This window comes from Sphingomonas sp. PL20, assembly GCF_017875905.1.
In the GTDB taxonomy this organism is placed as follows: domain Bacteria; phylum Pseudomonadota; class Alphaproteobacteria; order Sphingomonadales; family Sphingomonadaceae; genus Sphingomonas; species Sphingomonas echinoides.
On record NZ_JAGINH010000002.1, the window covers coordinates 4408781 to 4426656 of the forward strand.

15 protein-coding genes are annotated in these 17876 nt (G+C 66.4%); 5 read left to right on the forward strand and 10 right to left on the reverse strand.

Going from position 1 to position 17876, the window contains the following annotated elements; translation table 11 throughout:
- Positions 1-2: 2 nt before the first annotated feature.
- Positions 3-1574 (reverse strand): cytochrome ubiquinol oxidase subunit I, encoded by a 1572-nt coding sequence (locus tag H4W01_RS20885; RefSeq protein ID WP_209613017.1) that lies wholly within the window; start codon positions 1572-1574, stop codon positions 3-5.
- A gap of 136 nt (positions 1575-1710) precedes the next feature.
- Between H4W01_RS20885 and cydD the strand changes: the two genes are divergently transcribed.
- Genes cydD through H4W01_RS20900 form a run of 3 tightly spaced genes read left to right on the forward strand, consistent with a single transcriptional unit; the run spans position 1711 to position 5938 of the window.
- Positions 1711-3375 carry a thiol reductant ABC exporter subunit CydD gene (cydD, locus tag H4W01_RS20890; RefSeq protein WP_209613018.1) on the forward strand — a complete coding sequence of 555 codons (1665 nt, stop codon included), beginning with the start codon at positions 1711-1713 and terminating at the stop codon, positions 3373-3375.
- Positions 3372-4988, forward strand: coding sequence for an ATP-binding cassette domain-containing protein (locus H4W01_RS20895; protein WP_209613019.1), 1617 nt, complete (start codon positions 3372-3374; stop codon positions 4986-4988). Before cydD ends, H4W01_RS20895 begins: the two co-directional genes overlap by 4 nt.
- 47 nt (positions 4989-5035) lie before the next feature.
- Positions 5036-5938 (forward strand): formylglycine-generating enzyme family protein, encoded by a 903-nt coding sequence (locus H4W01_RS20900; RefSeq protein ID WP_209613493.1) that lies wholly within the window; start codon positions 5036-5038, stop codon positions 5936-5938.
- Positions 5939-5959: 21 nt separating this feature from the next.
- On the opposite strand, the gene H4W01_RS20905 is transcribed toward H4W01_RS20900, so the two are convergent.
- On the reverse strand, positions 5960-6577 hold the full coding sequence (locus H4W01_RS20905) for a TetR/AcrR family transcriptional regulator (RefSeq protein WP_334685394.1): 618 nt from the start codon (positions 6575-6577) through the stop codon (positions 5960-5962).
- Positions 6578-6706: 129 nt separating this feature from the next.
- On the opposite strand from H4W01_RS20905, the gene H4W01_RS20910 reads away from it, so the two are divergent.
- Both H4W01_RS20910 and H4W01_RS20915 read left to right on the forward strand, forming a co-directional pair.
- Entirely contained in the window at positions 6707-7789 is a 1083-nt protein-coding gene (locus H4W01_RS20910) for an MBL fold metallo-hydrolase (RefSeq protein ID WP_209613020.1), read from the forward strand.
- Positions 7786-9570 carry a sulfatase-like hydrolase/transferase gene (locus tag H4W01_RS20915; protein WP_209613021.1) on the forward strand — a complete coding sequence of 595 codons (1785 nt, stop codon included), beginning with the start codon at positions 7786-7788 and terminating at the stop codon, positions 9568-9570. The genes H4W01_RS20910 and H4W01_RS20915 overlap by 4 nt, the downstream gene beginning before the upstream one ends.
- On the opposite strand, the gene H4W01_RS20920 is transcribed toward H4W01_RS20915, so the two are convergent.
- From H4W01_RS20920 to rplT, 8 genes are all read right to left on the reverse strand, one after another.
- A complete protein-coding gene (locus H4W01_RS20920; protein ID WP_209613022.1) occupies positions 9567-11153 on the reverse strand; it encodes a peptide chain release factor 3 in 1587 nt (528 codons plus the stop codon). The two genes, H4W01_RS20915 and H4W01_RS20920, sit on opposite strands and share 4 nt — an antisense overlap.
- 243 nt (positions 11154-11396) lie before the next feature.
- Positions 11397-11762: an NIPSNAP family protein gene (locus tag H4W01_RS20925; RefSeq protein WP_209613023.1), complete on the reverse strand. Its 366-nt coding sequence runs from the start codon at positions 11760-11762 to the stop codon at positions 11397-11399.
- 45 nt (positions 11763-11807) lie between these two features.
- Complete coding sequence (locus H4W01_RS20930) at positions 11808-12065, reverse strand: PepSY domain-containing protein (RefSeq protein ID WP_209613024.1); 258 nt, start codon at positions 12063-12065, stop codon at positions 11808-11810.
- Between the two features lie 105 nt (positions 12066-12170).
- A complete protein-coding gene (locus tag H4W01_RS20935; RefSeq protein ID WP_209613025.1) occupies positions 12171-12689 on the reverse strand; it encodes a hypothetical protein in 519 nt (172 codons plus the stop codon).
- A gap of 73 nt (positions 12690-12762) precedes the next feature.
- A complete protein-coding gene (locus tag H4W01_RS20940; RefSeq protein ID WP_209613026.1) occupies positions 12763-13641 on the reverse strand; it encodes an aldose 1-epimerase family protein in 879 nt (292 codons plus the stop codon).
- A gap of 152 nt (positions 13642-13793) precedes the next feature.
- Complete coding sequence (gene pheT, locus H4W01_RS20945; RefSeq protein ID WP_209613027.1) at positions 13794-16157, reverse strand: phenylalanine--tRNA ligase subunit beta; 2364 nt, start codon at positions 16155-16157, stop codon at positions 13794-13796.
- Entirely contained in the window at positions 16154-17326 is a 1173-nt protein-coding gene (gene pheS / locus H4W01_RS20950) for a phenylalanine--tRNA ligase subunit alpha (RefSeq protein ID WP_209613028.1), read from the reverse strand. The genes pheT and pheS overlap by 4 nt, the downstream gene beginning before the upstream one ends.
- A 174-nt stretch (positions 17327-17500) precedes the next feature.
- A complete protein-coding gene (gene rplT / locus H4W01_RS20955) occupies positions 17501-17866 on the reverse strand; it encodes a 50S ribosomal protein L20 (RefSeq protein WP_010406000.1) in 366 nt (121 codons plus the stop codon).
- Positions 17867-17876 lie beyond the last annotated feature (10 nt).

Genomic DNA, 17876 nt, shown 5'->3' on the forward strand with positions numbered 1-17876 from the left:
CCTCAGGCAGCGCGGGCCAGGGCGGGCGTGTCGGTGGGTTGCGGTGCGGTCTCGAGCGGGTCTTCGACCGGCCCATGCGCGATCGTCGCCAGGATCAGGCGCACCTCGATCACCGCAAGCGTTCCGTATAGCGCGGTAAAGCCGATGATCGTCGTCCACAGCATCGCTGGGGTCAGCGTGGAATTGGCGAGGAAGGTCGGCAGGACACCATCAATCGCCCAGGGCTGGCGGCCGAGTTCGGCGGTCACCCAACCCAGCTCGATCGCAATCCACGGCAGCGGGATGGCCCAGAGCGCGATCCGCTGGAACCAGCGTGCCGTCATGTGCAGGCGCAGGCTGGCGAGGAGGAAGGCGGTGGCGAACAGCGCGATCATCAGGAAGCCGATTCCGGCCATGATGCGGAACGTCCAGAACATCACCGGCACGCTTGGCACCACGTCCCACGCGGTCGAGGCGATCAGCGCGGGGCTGGCCTTGCCGGGGTCGGCGATATGCGCCTTCAGCAACAAGGCGTAGCCAAGGTTGTTGCGGTGCGCTTCGAACACGGTGCGCGCCGTGCGATCGGTCGGGTTGCGCTTCAGCACGTCGAGCGCGCGATAGGCGATCACCCCGGATTCGATCCGTTCCTGCGCCTTCAGCACCAGCTCGGACATGCCGGTGACTTCCTTGTCGACGCTGCGCGTCGCGATCAGGCCGAGCACCCACGGAACCTTGACGGCATAGCGCGTGGTGCGGGTGGTGGTATCGGGCAAGCCGAACACGGTAATGCCCGCAGGGGCCGCCTCGGTGTGCCACTCGGCTTCGATCGCGGCTAGCTTCATCTTCTGGTTGTCGGTCAGCGTGTAGCCGCTCTCGTCACCCAGCACGACCACCGACAGCGACGACGCGAGACCGAACGCGGCGGCGACGACGAAGGAGCGGCGGGCGACCGCGGTCCATTTCCCGCGCAGCAGATAAAAAGACGAAACCCCCAGTACGACGAGCGACGCGACGACATAGCCCGCGCTGACGGTGTGGACGAACTTTGCCTGGGCGACGGGATTGAACAGCACCGCGCCAAAGTCGGTCACTTCCATCCGCATCGTGTCGGGGTTGAAGGCCGAGCCGACCGGATTCTGCATCCAGCCATTGGCGATGAGAATCCACAGTGCCGAAATATTGGTGCCGACCGCGACCATGAAGGTCACCGCCAGATGTCCAAGCCGGGACAGCCGGTCCCAGCCAAAGAACATCAATCCGACGAAGGTCGCCTCAAGGAAAAAGGCCATCAGTCCCTCGATCGCGAGCGGTGCGCCGAAAATGTCGCCGACATAATGCGAGAAATACGACCAGTTGGTGCCGAATTCGAACTCCATGGTCAGGCCGGTGGCGACGCCGAGAACGAAGTTGATCCCGAAGATTTTTCCCCAGAATCGGGTGATTTCGCGCCAGATCGCGCGCCCCGTCATCACATAGATCGCCTCCATGATGACGAGCATGAAGCTCATGCCGAGCGTCAGCGGTACGAACAGGAAATGATACAGTGCGGTTAGCGCGAATTGCAGCCGCGACAGATCGACGACACCTATGTCCATGCGTGTATCTCCATCATCGTCGGTCGACGGCGCAGCTTCTCGGCACCGACGGGGGCCTTCAACCGGAATGCGGTTTAGCAGAGTATTGGGATTAGTACGTATTCGAGACGGTACGGTCGGGCGTATAGGCGGCGCTATGGCTGCGACGACCCAAAACGCCCGCGCTGGTGCGCACCCCGTGCGGCGGGGCCGACCGACGGCCCTGGCGGTCGGCAGCGCTGCGCGCGGATCGACCGTGCTTCTCTTGGGCGATGCGGTGGCGGCCATTCTGTTTGCCGCCGGGATTGCAGGAGGCGTTGCCGCCCTGGCGCGGGGCATGCCGGCATGGCCCTGGGCGCTGCTGATGGTGGTGGCAGGATCGGCGCGCGCGGCGGCGCTGTGGGGATCGCTGCGGCTGGGCAGTCGCGCGGCGGCGACCGCCAAATCCGCGCTCCGGCGGACCGCCGCACGGGCCGCGCTGCGGCGGCCGAGCGGGAGCGGATCGGTTGGTGCATTGCTCGGCGCGGTGGTGGATGAGGTCGAGGCGATCGACGGCTATATTGCGCGCTTCCTGCCTGCGCGGCAGGCGGCGGCGCTCGCGCCGATGATCGTGCTGGCGGCGATTGCGCTGGCCAGTCCGGTCGCGGCATTGATCCTGCTCGGCACGCTGATCCCCTTTGTCGGGGCGATGGTGCTCGCGGGCGGTGCCGCTGCCGATCAGTCGCGGCGACAGTTCGACGCCTTGGCGCGGCTATCGGGCCTGTTCGCCGATCGCGTCCGCGGTTTGCCGGTGATCCTCGCCTTCCAGGGGGAGGCGCGCGAAACCGAGCGCCTGGGCCAGGCCGCGCGCGAGGTCGCCGCGCGGACGATGCGGGTGTTGCGCGTCGCTTTCCTGTCTTCGGCGTCGCTGGAGTTTTTCGCGGCGCTGTCGGTGGCGTTGGTCGCGGTCTATGCCGGGTTTGCGTTGCTCGGGCAGTTGCCCTTCCACGCTCCCGAACAGCTCGATCTGGTGCGCGCCTTCTTCGTGCTGGCGCTCGCCCCCGAATTCTATGCGCCGATGCGCCGCCTCGCCGCAGCCTATCATGATCGACAGGCGGCAGAGACCGCCAGTGCGCGGCTGGCCGCGCTCGATGCGGCGGCGATGCCGCCTGTCGGGGAAGGTCTTGCGGTGGTGGCAGCCCCGGCGATCGTGTTCGACCACATCACCATCCGCTACCCCGGGGAGGACCGCGATGCGGTCGGCGATGTGTCGATCGAGGTTCGGCCGGGCGAGATCATCGCGCTGGTCGGGCCCTCGGGCAGCGGCAAAAGCAGTGTGCTGCACCTGTTGCTGGGGCTCGTTCCGCCCCACGAGGGCCAGGTCAGGGTCGATGGCGCGCCGCTTAAGGAGATTGGCAGCGTCGCCCCGTTCGCCGCTTGGGCAGGGCAGGCTCCGGTGCTGCTCGCGGGCTCGATTGCGGACAATATCCGGCTTGGCCGCGCCGATGCAGCACCCGCCGAGGTCGCGGCGGTCGCGGCGGCGGTTGGGTTGGAGGATGCCCTGACACGGCGCGTCGGCGGGCTTGAGGAGCGGCTCGATCATCGCGGTGGCGGTTTGTCGGGTGGCGAGCGTCGCCGCGTCGCCTTGGCGCGGGCGCTTTTGAAGGACGCGCCGCTGCTGTTGCTGGACGAACCGACCGCGCATCTCGACGCTGCGGCGGAGGCCGCGTTGATCGCGGTGATTGCGCGCGCCTGTATCGGACGGACCGTTATCATCGCCACGCATAGCACCGCGCTGGCCGCGATTGCCGATCGCGTCGTCGATCTCGGGGCGGCGGCATGAGCGATGCGCTTGCACGCGTGCTGGCGGCGCGCCCCCGCAGCGAAAAGCAACAGATCCGCCGCGCCGCGCTCTATGCTGCTCTGGTGGCGGTCGCCTCGGTCGCCTTGCTCGCTTTGTCGGGCTGGTTCCTGACGGCGGCGGCGCTCGCCGCCGGGGCGGGGACGGCCCTGGCGTTCAACTACATGCTGCCGAGCGCCGCGATTCGCTTGTTCGCGATTGTGCGGACCGGTGCGCGCTATGGCGAACGCCTCGCCAGCCATGATGCGGCGCTGTCGGCAATTGCCCGGGTGCGCCCGGCTTTGTTCGCGGCACTCGCCGCGACGCCGGTTGCGCGCGCGCTGAGCCTGTCGACCGGCGCAGCGTCCACGCGATTGGTGCAGGATGCGGGCGCGGTGGAAACCGCGCTGGTGCTGCGATCGGGCACGGTCGGGGGTGCCGCCGCGCTTCTCTCGGGGGTAGCGTTGGTCGCGCTTGCGGGTCCGCTTGCAGTCCTTGGCGTCATGGGGGTTGCGGTGTTGCTGATGGCGGTCAGCTGGGCTTTGTCGCGCCAGCTTGAGGACAGCGGACGCGCGCTGTTGCGCGAGGCGGAATGGCTGAAGGCCCAAACCGCAGCTCTGGTCGAGGGTTCCGCCGAGCTGCGCTGTTATGCGCTGGAAGATTGGGCAGTGGCGCGCATTGTCGATGGCGGCACGGCCCTCGCCGCGGCACAACAGCGCGACAGCGATGTGCGGGCGGCGATCGAGGTGGCGTCGCCGGTTGCCATCGGCGTTGGGGCCGCATTGGCGTTGGTGTTGGCGGCCCCACACGGGGCGGCGATTGCCGCTTTGGCCGCGCTGGCGGCGGCAATGGCGTTGGATGGATTGGCCCCCGCGATCCGGCACGTCACGCAAGCGCACGCCGCGCGCGCCGCTTATGCACGGCTGGGCGCGTTGCTGGATGAAGCCCCTCCGGCCACCCTGCCAGCGGTGTCGCTCGAGCCGGATCTGGTCCTGTACGGTAGGGCAATTGCGCCGCCAGCGCGGATTGCGCTGCGCGGGGTATCGGGTAGCGGCAAGACCAGCTTGGTCGAGCGGCTGGTGGGCTTGCGCCCCGCGATTGCGGGCGAAGTGTCGCTTGGCGGGGTCGATATCGCTGTGCTGTCCGCGAGCACGTTGCGCGCGGCGTTCGCATGGCTACCGCAGGATGCCGCCTTATTGGCAGGCACCGTGCGCGACATCCTGGTGTTGGGCCGGGCCGACGCCCCCGAAGCGGCGGTGTGGGAGGCGCTGGAGGACGCCGCCTTCGCCGATCGTGTGCGGGCGATGCCGCACGGGCTCGATAGCTGGATCGGCGACAATGGCGCGAGTCTGTCGGGCGGGGAACGGCGGCGGCTGGCGCTGGCGCGGGCGTATTTGAAGCCAGCGCCGTGGTTGCTGCTCGACGAGCCGACCGAGGGCCTCGACGCCGCGACGGCGCAGACCGTGATCGCCCGGTTGGACGATCGGTTGCGGCGGCACGGGCAGGGGTTGCTGATCGTCAGCCATGCGCCTTTGGCGCTGGTGCTGGATGGGGAAATCACGCCGGCTTCGCCGCCCGCCGCAGCCGACCATCACAGCGTGCTGTTCGTCGCCTGAAATCTCGCTACGGTATCGGTCGCGAGAGGATCGATGACGCGATGAGGATGCGGTGGTTGGCGGTGGTTGCGGTGCTGGCGGGGAGCGCCTGCTCGCAGAATCCGGAAAGGCCGCCGCCCCAACACGCGTGCGCCGCGCTCGCGCCCGGCGCGATGCGTTGGATTCCGGCGGGGCACTTCGTCCAGGGGCAAGATCCGCAGTATCCCGAAGAGGGGCCGCCCCGCACCGTGACCGTGCCGGGCTTCTGGATCGACACACACGAATTGACCAATGCTGAATTCGCGGCTTTCGTGAAGGCGACCGGCTATCGCACGATGGCTGAACGGAAGCCCCCGGTGCTGCCGGGCGCTCCGCCCGAAATGCGCGTGCCGGGTTCGGCGGTGTTTGCAGCGCCCTCCGGCGATGACCCGCGCTGGTGGCGCTGGGTGGTGGGGGCGCAGTGGCGGCATCCGTCGGGATCGAACGAGTCGATCATCGGCAAGGATATGACCCCCGTCGTCCAGATCGCCTATGAAGATGCCGAGGCCTATGCGCGTTGGGCGGGCAAGGCGCTGCCGAGCGAGGCGCAATGGGAATATGCCGCGCGCGGTGGCCAACCGGCTTTGCCCGAGCCGATCGACGCGCACGGCACGCCCACCGCCAATTATTATCAAGGCGTGTTCCCGGCGCGCGATCTTGGCATCGATGGCTATCGCGGCCGCGCGCCGGTCGGGTGTTTCCCCGCCAATGGCTATGGCCTGTACGACATGATTGGCAATGTGTGGGAATGGACCAGCGGTGTCGCCGGCTCTGCAGGCGACCGGCGCGTAATCAAGGGTGGGTCCTATCTCTGCGCCGCCAATTACTGCGCGCGCTATCGCCCGGCGGCGCGGCAGTTTCAGGAATTGGGGCTTGGCACCGATCATATCGGGGTACGGCTGGTCGATAATCGCCGCGCGCCACCGCATTAAGCAAAGGCTGCCGCTGGTGCGCTAGTCTTCGATACGCGCGAGGACCGCTTCGATCAGCCGCACCACCACCGCCTGGGCATCGGCAACCGCCAGTTCCTGGTCGTGTCGCAACAGGCGCCATGTCTGAAAGCTGAGCGGGACATTGAGTGCATCGACCAGCGTGGTGTCGGCAAGGACGTGCGGCGGCAGCACCGCTTCGAGCGAGCTGCGCTCCAGCCGCAGCATCCGGCGATAATCCTGCATCAGGAATTCCGACTGGAAGCGTTTGATATTGGCGGAGATCCGGAAGGGCAGGATCGCCTCGAAGACGAGCGCGCGGCGCTGGGTGATTTCCAACAGCCGGTCGCGCCAGCGCGCCCCGGTCAAGGGTTTGAGGGCCATCGGCAACACCTGTGCCTCGATGAGCTGAGACATTTCGCTGTAGAGCGAGTCCATATCGGCAAAGTGCCGGAACACCGATCGCAAGCCGACTCCGGCGGTTTCGGCAACCCGTGCGGCGCTGGGCGCGATGTCGCCTTTGCCCACAAGATCGAGCATTGCCGCCACAATCTTGGCGCGGCTGCTCTCGCTGCGCGCGCGGCGACCGTCGGATGGAGGATTACTCTTTGGCCCGGAGACCGGCGTTATACTGCGCTTCATATCCACTGTGTGCGCTTATCCGTCTGATCCGCCTTGGTCTATTGTCCTCCTAATGTGGCATTGAATGTGCCATAAACTTGTCGCAGGCTCAACCGCATCGACATATGCCGAGGGAAGATGGCGGGGCGAATGCGTACATACGGAAAATGGGTATCGGCGATCGCCCTTATCGGGCTGGCCGGGGGAATCCTGGTCGGTTTCTTCCAGGCACAAATCGCGACCGCCCTGCTCGTGTGGATCGTCGATGCGCGGGTCGGGCGCGACACGACCGCGACCCTGCCCGATGGCCTGCATGTCGCTTTGTGCGGAACCGGATCGCCCTTGCCCGATCCCACGCGGGCGGGACCATGCTCGGTGGTGATCGCGGGGAAGCGTTTGTTCGTGGTCGATATCGGGGAGGGCGGCGCGCGCACGATCGTTGCGATGGGCTTGCCGATCGGGCGAATTGAAGGGGTTTTCCTGACGCATTTCCATTCCGACCATATTGACGGACTTGGGCCGCTGATGTTGCAAAGCTGGATCGCGAGTTCGGCGACGTCTCCCTTGCCCGTGCACGGGCCGACGGGAGTCGAGGCGGTCGTGGCGGGATTCGATGCAGCCTATGCGACGGATTGGGGATATCGCACCGCCCATCACGGCGGCGGCGTGGCCCCCCCCGGCGGGGCGGGCGCGGTCGCGGTTCCGTTTGTGGTTCCCCAGGGTAACGCACGCCAGGTGGTGTACCGACAGGATGGGCTGACGATTACCGCCTTCTGCGTCGATCACGGCCCGGTTCGCCCTGCGGTCGGCTATCGCTTCGATTATAAAGGCCGTTCGGTTGTGTTCAGCGGCGATACCGGGCCAAGCGCATCGCTGGTCGCGGCTGCCAAGGGCGCGGATTTGCTGGTTCATGAGGCGTTGCAGCCGCACCTGGTCGGCTTGCTGACCACTGCGCTTGAGCGGAACCATCGCTACAATCTGGCGCAAGTCACGCGCGACATCCGCAATTATCATGCGACCCCCGAGCAGGCTGCCGATGCTGCGAAAGCCGCCGGGGTGAAACGGCTTGTGCTCAACCACATCGTGCCGCCACTGCCCCTGCGCTTCGCCTATCCGGCGTTTCTCGGGGACTCCGAGCACCACTTCGCGGGGCCGATCACGGTGGGCGAGGACGGGATGCTGTTCAGCCTGCCCGCCGGCACGACCACCATCTCGCAAAGCAGGCTCGAGTGACGCGCGCGGTGCAAAAGGGGCTGGCGCTGGCGCTGGCCTTGATGCCGCTTCCAGCCGCGGGGGCTCCGCCTGCGGCGCGGCCGAATATCGTCCTGCTGGTGGCGGACGATTGGGGCTATTCGGATATTGGCAGCTTCGGCAGCGAGATCCACACCCCCAATATCGACGCGCTCGCCGCGCACGGCGTGCGTTTCGCCAATTTCCACGTCGCGGGTTCGTGTGCGCCAACCCGGGCGATGCTGCAGACCGGCATCAGCAACCACCGCGCCGGGCTTGGCAACATGCCCGAGACGATCCCGCCCGAGCATGTCGGCAAGCCGGGTTATGACACCGTGCTCAACCACCATGTGGTGACGCTGGCCGAGGTGCTGCACCAAGCGGGCTATCGCACCTATCTCACCGGCAAATGGCATTTGGGCAAGGCCAGCGACGGGCTGCCGACCGCGCGCGGATATGATCACGCCTATTCGCTGGCGGATGCCGGTGCCGACAATTTCGAGCAGAAGCCGATTGCCGGGCTGTACGACAAGGCTGACTGGACTGAGGACGGCAAGCCCGCCACCTTGCCCACGCCCTTTTATTCCTCGACCTTCATCGTCGATACGATGTTGCGCTACATCGATGCGGGGCGCGGATCGGGCAAGCCGTTCTTCGCCTCGGTCAATTTCCTGGCCAATCACATTCCGGTGCAAGCGCCCGACGCGTATATCGCGCGTTATGCCCACGCTTATGATGGCGGCTGGAGCGCTTTGCGCGCGGCGCGGCAGGCGCGGGCAATCGCCATGGGGCTGGTTCCACCCGAAACGCGCGCGGCGGTGATGCGCTCGACCGCCGACTGGAACCGGTTGTCGCCCGATCAACGCCGGGCCGCAGCACGCGCGATGGCGGCTTATGGGGGGATGGCAGAGGCGGCCGATCATGAGATCGGGCGTTTGATCGACCATCTGAAGGCGACGGGTGCGTATGACAATACGATCTTCGTGTTCCTGTCGGACAATGGTCCGGAACCGACCGACCCGCGGGGGCGTCTGTTCAACCGGCTGGTACTCGGGCTGCTGCGCGACTTTACGCCCGAGCATCAGGGCGAGCGCGGTACGTTGACCGCGATTGGGCCGAATTGGGCAAGCGCCGCTGCGGCACCGCTTGCCGGATATAAGTTTTCGGCCGGAGAAGGCGGCTTGCGTGTGCCGCTGATCGTGAGTTGGCCCGGCAATCCCGCGATGCGCAGCGGCACGATCGTCGGCGGCTTTACGCATGTTACCGATATTGCGCCCACCTTGCTCGCGCTGGCCGGGGTGCCCGCGCAGACCGGGCACTTTGCCGGGCGGGCGGTCGAGCCGATGGTGGGCTTCAGCTTGGCCGATATGCTGCTCGGCCGACGCACCCATGTGCATGGCGATACGCCGCTTGGCTATGAGCTATCGGGCAATGCTGCGCTATTCCGCGGGGACTATAAGCTCGTCAAGAACTTGCCGCCGCTCGGCGATGGCCGCTGGCAATTGTTCGACATCACGCATGACCCCGGCGAGACGCACGATCTCTCGAAGGAGCAACCCGCGCGCTTCATCGGCATGCGCCGCGATTACGCTGCCTTTGCCCAGCGTGATCAGGTGCTGCCAATGCCCGCTGGCTATACCGCCGACCAGCAGATCAGCGACAATGCCTTTCGATATTGGTTGCCCAGGGTCCTCCCGGCGATGCTCGGGGGCGCAGCGGCGTTGCTCGCGGGTGGCATCGTGCTGTGGCGGCGACGTCGCCGCGCCACGGCCAGGGCGCGCTAGCGCTCGCGCGTCGCCGCGAAGGTGACCTTGGGGTAGCGATCGGCGACATAGCCGACGTCCCAGGCGGTCTTCGCCAGGTAGACGGGGTTGTTGTCGCGATCCTTGGCCATTGACGTGCGATTGAGGTCCATGAACGCCTTGAGATCGGCGGGATCGGCCGCCGACACCCAGCGGGCGGTGTCATAGGGGGCCATTTCGAGCCCGGCATCGACCTTATATTCCGCCTCGAGTCGGCTCAGCAGCACTTCGAGCTGGAGCTGCCCGACCACGCCGATGATCCAGTTCGAGCCGATTTCGGGATAGAAGACCTGCGTCACGCCTTCCTCGGCCATGTCGTCGAGCGCCTTGCGCAACTGCTTGGTCTTGGTCGGGTCCTTCAGCGCGACGCGGCGCAGGATTTCGGGCGCGAAATTGGGCAGGCCCGTGAAGCGCACATCGGCGCGCTCGGACAGCGTATCGCCCACCCGTAATGTGCCGTGGTTGGGAATGCCGATAATGTCGCCCGGAAACGCCTCATCGGCCAGTTCGCGTTCGCGCGCGAAGAACAGGATCGGCGAGTGGATCGCGATCGGCTTGCCGTGGCCGGTCGGCGTCAGCTTCATGCCGCGCTTGAAGGTGCCCGAACACAGCCGCATGAAGGCGATGCGGTCGCGGTGGTTGGGGTCCATGTTCGCCTGGACCTTGAACACGAAGCCGGTGACATCGGCGCGATCGGGCAGCACTTGCGCCGGTTCGGCGGGTTGCGGGCGTGGGCCGGGCGCATGACGGCCGAGCGCGTCGATCAGTTCAGCAACGCCGAAGTCCTTGAGCGCGGAGCCAAAATAGACCGGGGTCTGGTCGCCGGCGCGATAGGCCTCGACATCGAATTCGCCATAGCCGCCCAGCGCAAGTTCGGCCTCGTCGCGCAGCGTCGCGAGGCCGTTTGCGCTCAGCACGCCTTCCAGCGCGGGATCGTCGAGCCCGGTGAAGCGCGTCGCCTTGCCCATGAATTCGCGGCTCGGCCCCTCGGGCTGGCTCAGCGCATTGGCGTGGAAATCATAAATGCCCTCGAAATCGCTGCCCATGCCGACCGGCCAGCTCATCGGCGTGACGTCGAGCTGGAGCATCTCGGCGACTTCATCGAGCAGTTCGAACGGCGGGCGTCCCTCACGGTCGACCTTGTTGACGAAGGTGATGATCGGCACCGAGCGCAAGCGGCAGACCTCGAACAATTTGCGCGTCTGCGCCTCGATACCGCGCGCGGCGTCGATCACCATCACCGCCGAATCGACCGCGGTCAGCGTGCGATAGGTATCTTCCGAAAAGTCCTCGTGGCCCGGCGTATCGAGCAAGTTGAAGGTAAGGCCACCCATCCCCTCAATCTCGCGCTCGAAGGTCATCACCGAGGAGGTAACCGAAATGCCGCGCTGCTGCTCGATCTTCATCCAGTCCGAGCGCGCACGCCGGTTTTGCCCGCGCGCCTTGACCTCGCCCGCCAAATGGATCGCGCCGCCGAACAGCAACAGCTTTTCGGTCAGCGTGGTCTTGCCCGCATCGGGGTGGGAAATGATCGCGAAGGTGCGGCGGTCGGAGGTGTGATTCATCAAAGGGTCTGCTCAAAGGAAAGGGCGAGTCGCGGGCCGGAAGTCCACAAAGTCCACACTACGTCCCCCGTCTTTTGCCCCCGCGCCAAAGATCGGCACGGCAGTATGGCATAAGAGGAAGACGCACGGGTCACCGCGCGCTCTTGGCAGAAGTCCCGCGTGTAGGACAGCCCCGCCCTGCAGAGCCGTTCGAGGGGAAACCTTGCCCACGCTTTACGGAGCGTGACCGGCGTCCGTCGCGGATCACGCGTCCGGCGACAGGGGCGACAAGAAAATGCGCTCATAGCTGTGAAAAGGTGGCTCGACGAAGCGTTCGAGGATCGGTGCGGCTTCGGGATCGAGCGGGACGTTGCGGCGATAGGCGTTGTAGGCCGCTTCGTCGGGAAAGCCGTACAGCGCGATCGCCACATCGCCCGGCCCGGCATGGCCCTTGCCGGGGAAGCTTAGGGTCGAATCGCCGGGTGCGGCGCGTGGTAGGAAGAAGCCATAGTGAAATCCGCCATGGCGCTCGATCAACCGCACCCACGCCCGGCCATAATCCTCGAACGCGGCCCGTTGATCGGGATCGAGCCGGTATCGCACTTCACACACAACGGCTTTGGCGTGCATCCCGATCTTTCCTCTCTGCCATGGGCGACACAGCAGGCAATGGCGCTACGCGCCGAACAGCGTTTGCGATCGTTCGGTGGCGAAGCCTGCGATTCGCCCGGTCGTCGCATCAACGAGATAGCGCATCGGTTTCCAGTCGATTTCGGTCCACTCGGCGGGCGGCGGAGTGACCTGGATGATCCAGACCGTGCGGTCGCCGATCTGGCCGGTGCTTGCCGCGATGGAGGCGCCGATCCATTCGTCCGGGTTCCGCGCCTCGACGAAAGCCCGCGCCGCGGCGATTGCCTCTGTCTTCTCGATCATGATCGAACCATTGGCACTGTGCGCCTCGCTTACTTGCCTGACCTAGGCCGTGACCTCACAAACGGCCGCTGTCGGCAACTCGCATGAATTTCCGGGTGTGGGTGGTTACCGGACGTTCGCCCCCGCCTGCGCCCTCGCCGATAGCGCGCGGCCATATCTCTCAGTGTTTATCACCACGGAGCTGATAGAACTCTGAGATGGGCTGCGGACGCCAAACGCCAGAAAGCCCCAGTCATTGTACGAGTTGAGATACCAACACGGCGCATCACAGCAGCCTTCTTCCAAGACTGTGGTGTTAAAATAAGATTGGACTTCACTTCGCCGGATACGACCGGCGGGCAACTCCGAAAGTTCAAAGATAATGCCGCCATCACTTTGCCTCAGGCTCCCTGCGCCCTTGAAGCCTGTCGCCGCGTCGATGGTAAAATTGCAGTATGCACGAATGCAGACCGGTGGGAGGCCGAAATCCTTCACGATCGATGCTTGAGTGACATTGCCGCTGTGAACGACACGGTCGAGCCGTTCGAATAACCATTTCTCTTCGGCGTTGCTTTGTTGGGCGCGACCGCACCCTTGGCAGGCTAGCGCTGCGAGAAGGATCAGCAGTGATTTTAGAAGCGGCACTACTCCACATACATCGAGAGACCGACGTCCGCTATTGTGCGGTTTAGGTCATTCCGGATTTATGAGTCTAGGACTAGATCTCCAGCGTGACCGCCATGGCGATGTGCTTGGTTTCGCCCGGTGCGAGCGTGAAGATGCCGGGTTTTTCGGTCAGCTCGCCCGCGAAACCGACCGGATCGGCGATGCCGTGCCACGGCTCGATGCAGACGAACGCCGCGCCGGGCTTGGTCCAGATGCCGAGCATCGGCGTGTCGGGGAAATCGACGCGGAGCTGCGGGCCGGTCGACGCGCCATAACGCACGCTTTGCGAATGGACCGGATCCCAGATCAGCGCGTCCTGCGTGAACAGCGCATCGTCGAGCGCGAGCGTGCGCCCGTGCAGCGGAGAGGGGCGACGGCCGCTGGAAACCGCGCTGCCGACGAGTTCGCGCAAAGGGTCGGGCTCGTCCGCGGCAAAGACGATGCGGTGGTCGGTGCGGGGGAGGCCATATGGCAGCGGCCAGGCGAAGGCGGGGTGGAAGCCGAAGCTGGCGGGCAGCGTACCTTCGCTGCGGTTCTCGATCGCTACCGCGACGTCGAGCGTTGCATCGGTGATCGTGTAAGTGACGCGGAGCGCGAAGGCGAAGGGATAGACGGCGCGGGTGTCGGCGCTGTCCTCCAGCAGGAACACCGCGCGCGTATCGGTCTGTTCGGCGAGGGTGAACAGGCTGCGGCGGGCGAAGCCGTGCTGCTTCATCGGATAGTCCGCGCCGTTAACGCGCAGCACGTCGCCACTCAGCCGCCCGACGATCGGGAAGAGCAAGGGCGCGTGGCCGGTCCAGAAGGCGGGATCGGCGTCGGTCATCAACTCGCGGCCATCGGCATCGCGCAGGTGGGTGAGTTCCGCGCCGAACGGGTTGATCGCGGCGGAGAGCTGCGCCGTGGCGATGGTGATCAAATTGGGTTGGGGCATAGCGTCGATCCTCCAATAAAAACCACGACCACCCCGGCGAAGGCCGGGGCCCAGGAGCGGGCCGGGCATGGCGAGCGCCGTGCCCTATTACCTCGACCCGCCCTGCTGGGCCCCGGCCTTCGCCGGGGTGGATGCGGGGTGACGATACGCGCTTACCCCCGCAAGCTCGCGCCCAGCTTCGCCGCCGCCGCGACGACCTTGTCCGCCACCGCCTTCAAGTCCGCCTCGGTGAAGCTCTTTTCGCCCGGCTGGAGCGTGACTTCGATGGCGATGCTCTTATGCCCCGGCTCGACGCCGGTGCCGGTGAACACGTCGAACACGCGCGCGCCAACGATCGCCGCCTTGTCCGCGCCGCGCGCTGCCCGCACCAGTGCGTCGCCCGACACGCTGTCGGGCACGAGGAAGGCGAAGTCGCGCCGCACGGCCTGGAGTGCCGGTGGGGCATAAGCCGCGCGCGCGAAGCTCGATGCGCGTTTGGGCGGAATCGCGTCGAGATACAGCTCGACCGCTGCGACCGGACCATCGACGTCGAACGCGCGCGTGGTCAGCGGGTGGATCATGCCGAACGCCGCCAGCACCGTCTTCGGTCCCAGCCGCAGCGTGCCCGATTGGCCGGGGTGCCAGGCGTCGCCCGCGTCGCCCATCACTTGCAGATTGTCGACCGGTGCGCCCGCCGCCGCCAGCAGCGCCAGTGCCTCGGCCTTGGCATCGAAGGCGGTGAACAGCGTGGCTTTGCCAGTCTGCCACCCGCGCGGCCGCGCCTCGCCCGCCAGCACCACGCTTAGTGTCGGGCGTTCGCCGTCGCTGAGATAGCGCCGCCCGAGCTCGAACAGGCGCACGCCGCCCGCACCCCGCTTCAAATTGCGCTCGGCTGCCGACAGCAGGCCGGGGAGCAGCGACGGGCGCATCACCTTCAGCTCCTCGCTGATCGGGTTGGCGAGCGTCCAGGTGCCGCCGCCGATCGCCTCGGCCTGGGATTCCGAGAGGAAGCTCCAGGTGATCGTCTCGTTGAGGCCGCGCGCGGCGGCGGCGCGGCGGACGCGGCTTTCGAGTCTTTGCGCGGGCGTCGCGGTCGGCTTGGCGACGCCCGCCGCGCGCGGCAGCGGGGTGGCAGGCACCGAATCGATCCCGACGATGCGGATCACTTCCTCGACCAGATCGGCCGGGCCATCGACATCGCGGCGCGCGGGCGGTGGCAGGACGGTCCAGTCGGCCTCGACCGCGAAGCCGAGCGCGATCAGGATCTCGCGCTGACGCTCTGGCACCACCGCCAGACCGCCGAGCGTTTCGGCGCGTGCCGGATCATAAGCGATGCGCTTGCGCGTGGTCGGCGGGGTGCCGGCATGGGTCGGCAAGCTGGCCGTGCCGCCGCACAGATCGAGCACCAGCCGCGTTGCGATCGCTAGGCCCTGTTCGAGGAATGCCGGATCGACGCCGCGCTCGAAGCGCGCGCGCGCGTCCGAGGTGAGCAGCAGCGCCTGGCCGGTGCGGGCAATGCCGTCGGGATCGAAATAGGCGCATTCGATCACGACATCGGTGGTCTCGGGGGTGACGCCCGATTCCTCGCCGCCCATGATGCCGCCAATGTCGTGGACGTGCGCTGCGTCGGCGATGACGGTCATCGTCTCGGCCAGCGTATAGGTCTTGCCGTTGAGCGCGAGGACCTGCTCGCCCGCCACCGCCTTGCGCGCGACGAGGCCGCCCGACAGTTTGGCGCGATCATAGACGTGCAAGGGGCGACCGAGATCGAACATCACGTAATTGGTGATGTCGACCAGCGTGGAAATCGACCGCTGGCCGATCGCGGTCAGGCGGCGGCGCATCCATTCGGGCGCGGTGCCGTTGACGAGACCGGTCACGCTCTGCGCGTAGAAAGCGGGGCAGCCTTCGGGATCGTCGGTGCGCACATCGGGGCCTGCGCCTGTGCCTTCGACCGGCGCATAAGCGAGCGGCCTGGCGGTGCCGAGCCCGGCGGCGACCAGATCGAGCGCGATGCCGCGCACGCCCATGCAATCGGGGCGGTTGGGCAGGACGTTGATCTCGATCACCGGATCATTCAGCCCGGCATAATCGGGATAGGGCGTGCCGATCGGCGCATCGGCGGGCAGCTCGATGATGCCGTCATGGTCCTCGCCCAGTTCCAGCTCGCGCGTGGAACACATCATGCCGTTGGATTCGACCCCGCGAATCGCCGCGACCTTGAGCACCATGCCGTTGGACGGCACCGTCGCGCCGGGGGAGCCGAACACGCCGATGAGGCCGGCGCGCGCATTGGGCGCGCCGCACACCACCTGCAGCGGGCCGTCCCCGGCATCGACCGAGAGGACTTGCAATTTGTCCGCCTGTGGGTGCGGGGCGGCGCTCAGCACTTTAGCGACTTTGAACGCGGCGAGCTTGGCGCCGGGGTTCTCGACGCCTTCGACTTCGAGGCCGATGCGCGTCAGCGTCTCGACGATCGTCTCGAGCGAGGCGTCGGTGTCGATATGCTGCTTCAGCCAATCGAGCGTGACCTTCATGCGCCGACTCCCTGGCTCAGCGTGGGCACGTCGAGTGCCGAGAAACCGTAATGCTTCAACCAGCGCGCATCGCCTTCGAAGAAGGGGCGCAAATCATCCATGCCGTATTTGAGCATGGCGAGGCGATCGACGCCGACGCCGAAGGCGAAGCCTTGCCACTCGTTCGGGTCTAGGCCACACGCGGCGATCACCTTGGGGTGGACCATGCCGCTGCCGAGCAGCTCCATCCAGCCCTCGGACCCGCCGAGCACGCGGCGGCCTTTTTCCATCGTCCAGCCGACATCGACTTCGGCCGAAGGCTCGGTGAAGGGGAAGTAGCTCGGGCGCAGGCGCAGCACGATGTCGTCGCGCTCGAAGAAGGCCTTGAGGAAGGTCTCCAGCGTCCATTTGAGATGGCCGAGCGTGATGCCCTTGTCGATGACGAGGCCCTCGATCTGGTGGAACATCGGCGTGTGCGTGGCGTCCCAGTCCGACCGATAGACGCGGCCCGGCGCGATGATGCGGATCGGCGGTTCCTGGCCCATCATCGTGCGGATCTGGACGGGGGAGGTGTGCGTGCGCAGGACGAACATCTCCCTCTCCCCTTCAGGGGAGAGGGTCGGGGAGAGGGGCTGTGCTGCAGGGTCGAGCGCGGCGCTCGCGGCAGACTTCCCCTCTCCCCGACCCTCTCCCCGGAGGGGAGAGGGAGAAAGATAAAAGGTGTCGTGCATCGCGCGCGCGGGATGGCTCTCGGGCATGTTGAGCGCGGTGAAATTGTGCCACTGATCCTCGATCTCCGGACCGGTCGCGACCGCGAAGCCCAGATCGGCGAAGATCTCCGCCATTTCGTCGAGCACCTGGCTGACCGGATGGATCGACCCGTGCGGTGCGGCCTCGGCGGGGAGCGTCATGTCGAGCGTTTCGCGCGCGAGCCGCGCATCGAGGTCTGCACGGTCGAGTGCTGCCTTGCGCGCGGCGATGGCGTTGGTCACCGCCTCGCGCACGCACTGGATGCGCGGGCCCTGCACCAGCCGCTCATCGGGCGACATGCCGCCCAGCGTCTTGAGCAAGGCGGTGATGCTGCCCTGCTTGCCGAGCGCCTGAACGCGAATGCCATCCAACGCCTCCAGCGTGGCGGCCGCCGCGATCGCGGCGAGCAGGTCCGTCTTCATAGGGTCGAGGTCGGTCATCGCGTGTCCGTTCGTGCTGAGCTTGCCGAAGCACCGGTCTTCGTCAGGGGGCGTTAGAAGAAACAACCGGGCTTCGACAAGCGTAGCCCGAACGGCGAGGCGGCGCCCCCAAAAGAAAAAGGCGCCGGTGTTGCCACCGACGCCCCAATCCTTGTGCCTCGCAGCAGGTCGCCTTTAGGCGGCCTGGGGCAGAGCCGCCTTCGCCTGCGCGATGATGGCGCTAAACGCGGCACCTTCGTGCATCGCGATGTCAGCCAGCACCTTGCGGTCGAGCTGGACACCGGCGAGCTTCAGGCCGTGCATGAACACGCCGTAGGTCAGACCTTCGGCGCGGACAGCAGCGTTGATGCGCTGGATCCACAGAGCGCGGAAGTTGCGCTTCTTAACCTTGCGGTCGCGATAGGCGTACTGGCCGGCCTTTTCGACGGCCTGACGGGCGATACGGATCGTGTTTTTGCGACGGCCATAATAGCCCTTCGCCTGATTAAGGATCCGCTTGTGCTTAGCGTGGGTGGTTACACCCCGTTTGACGCGTGCCATTCTTTAATTC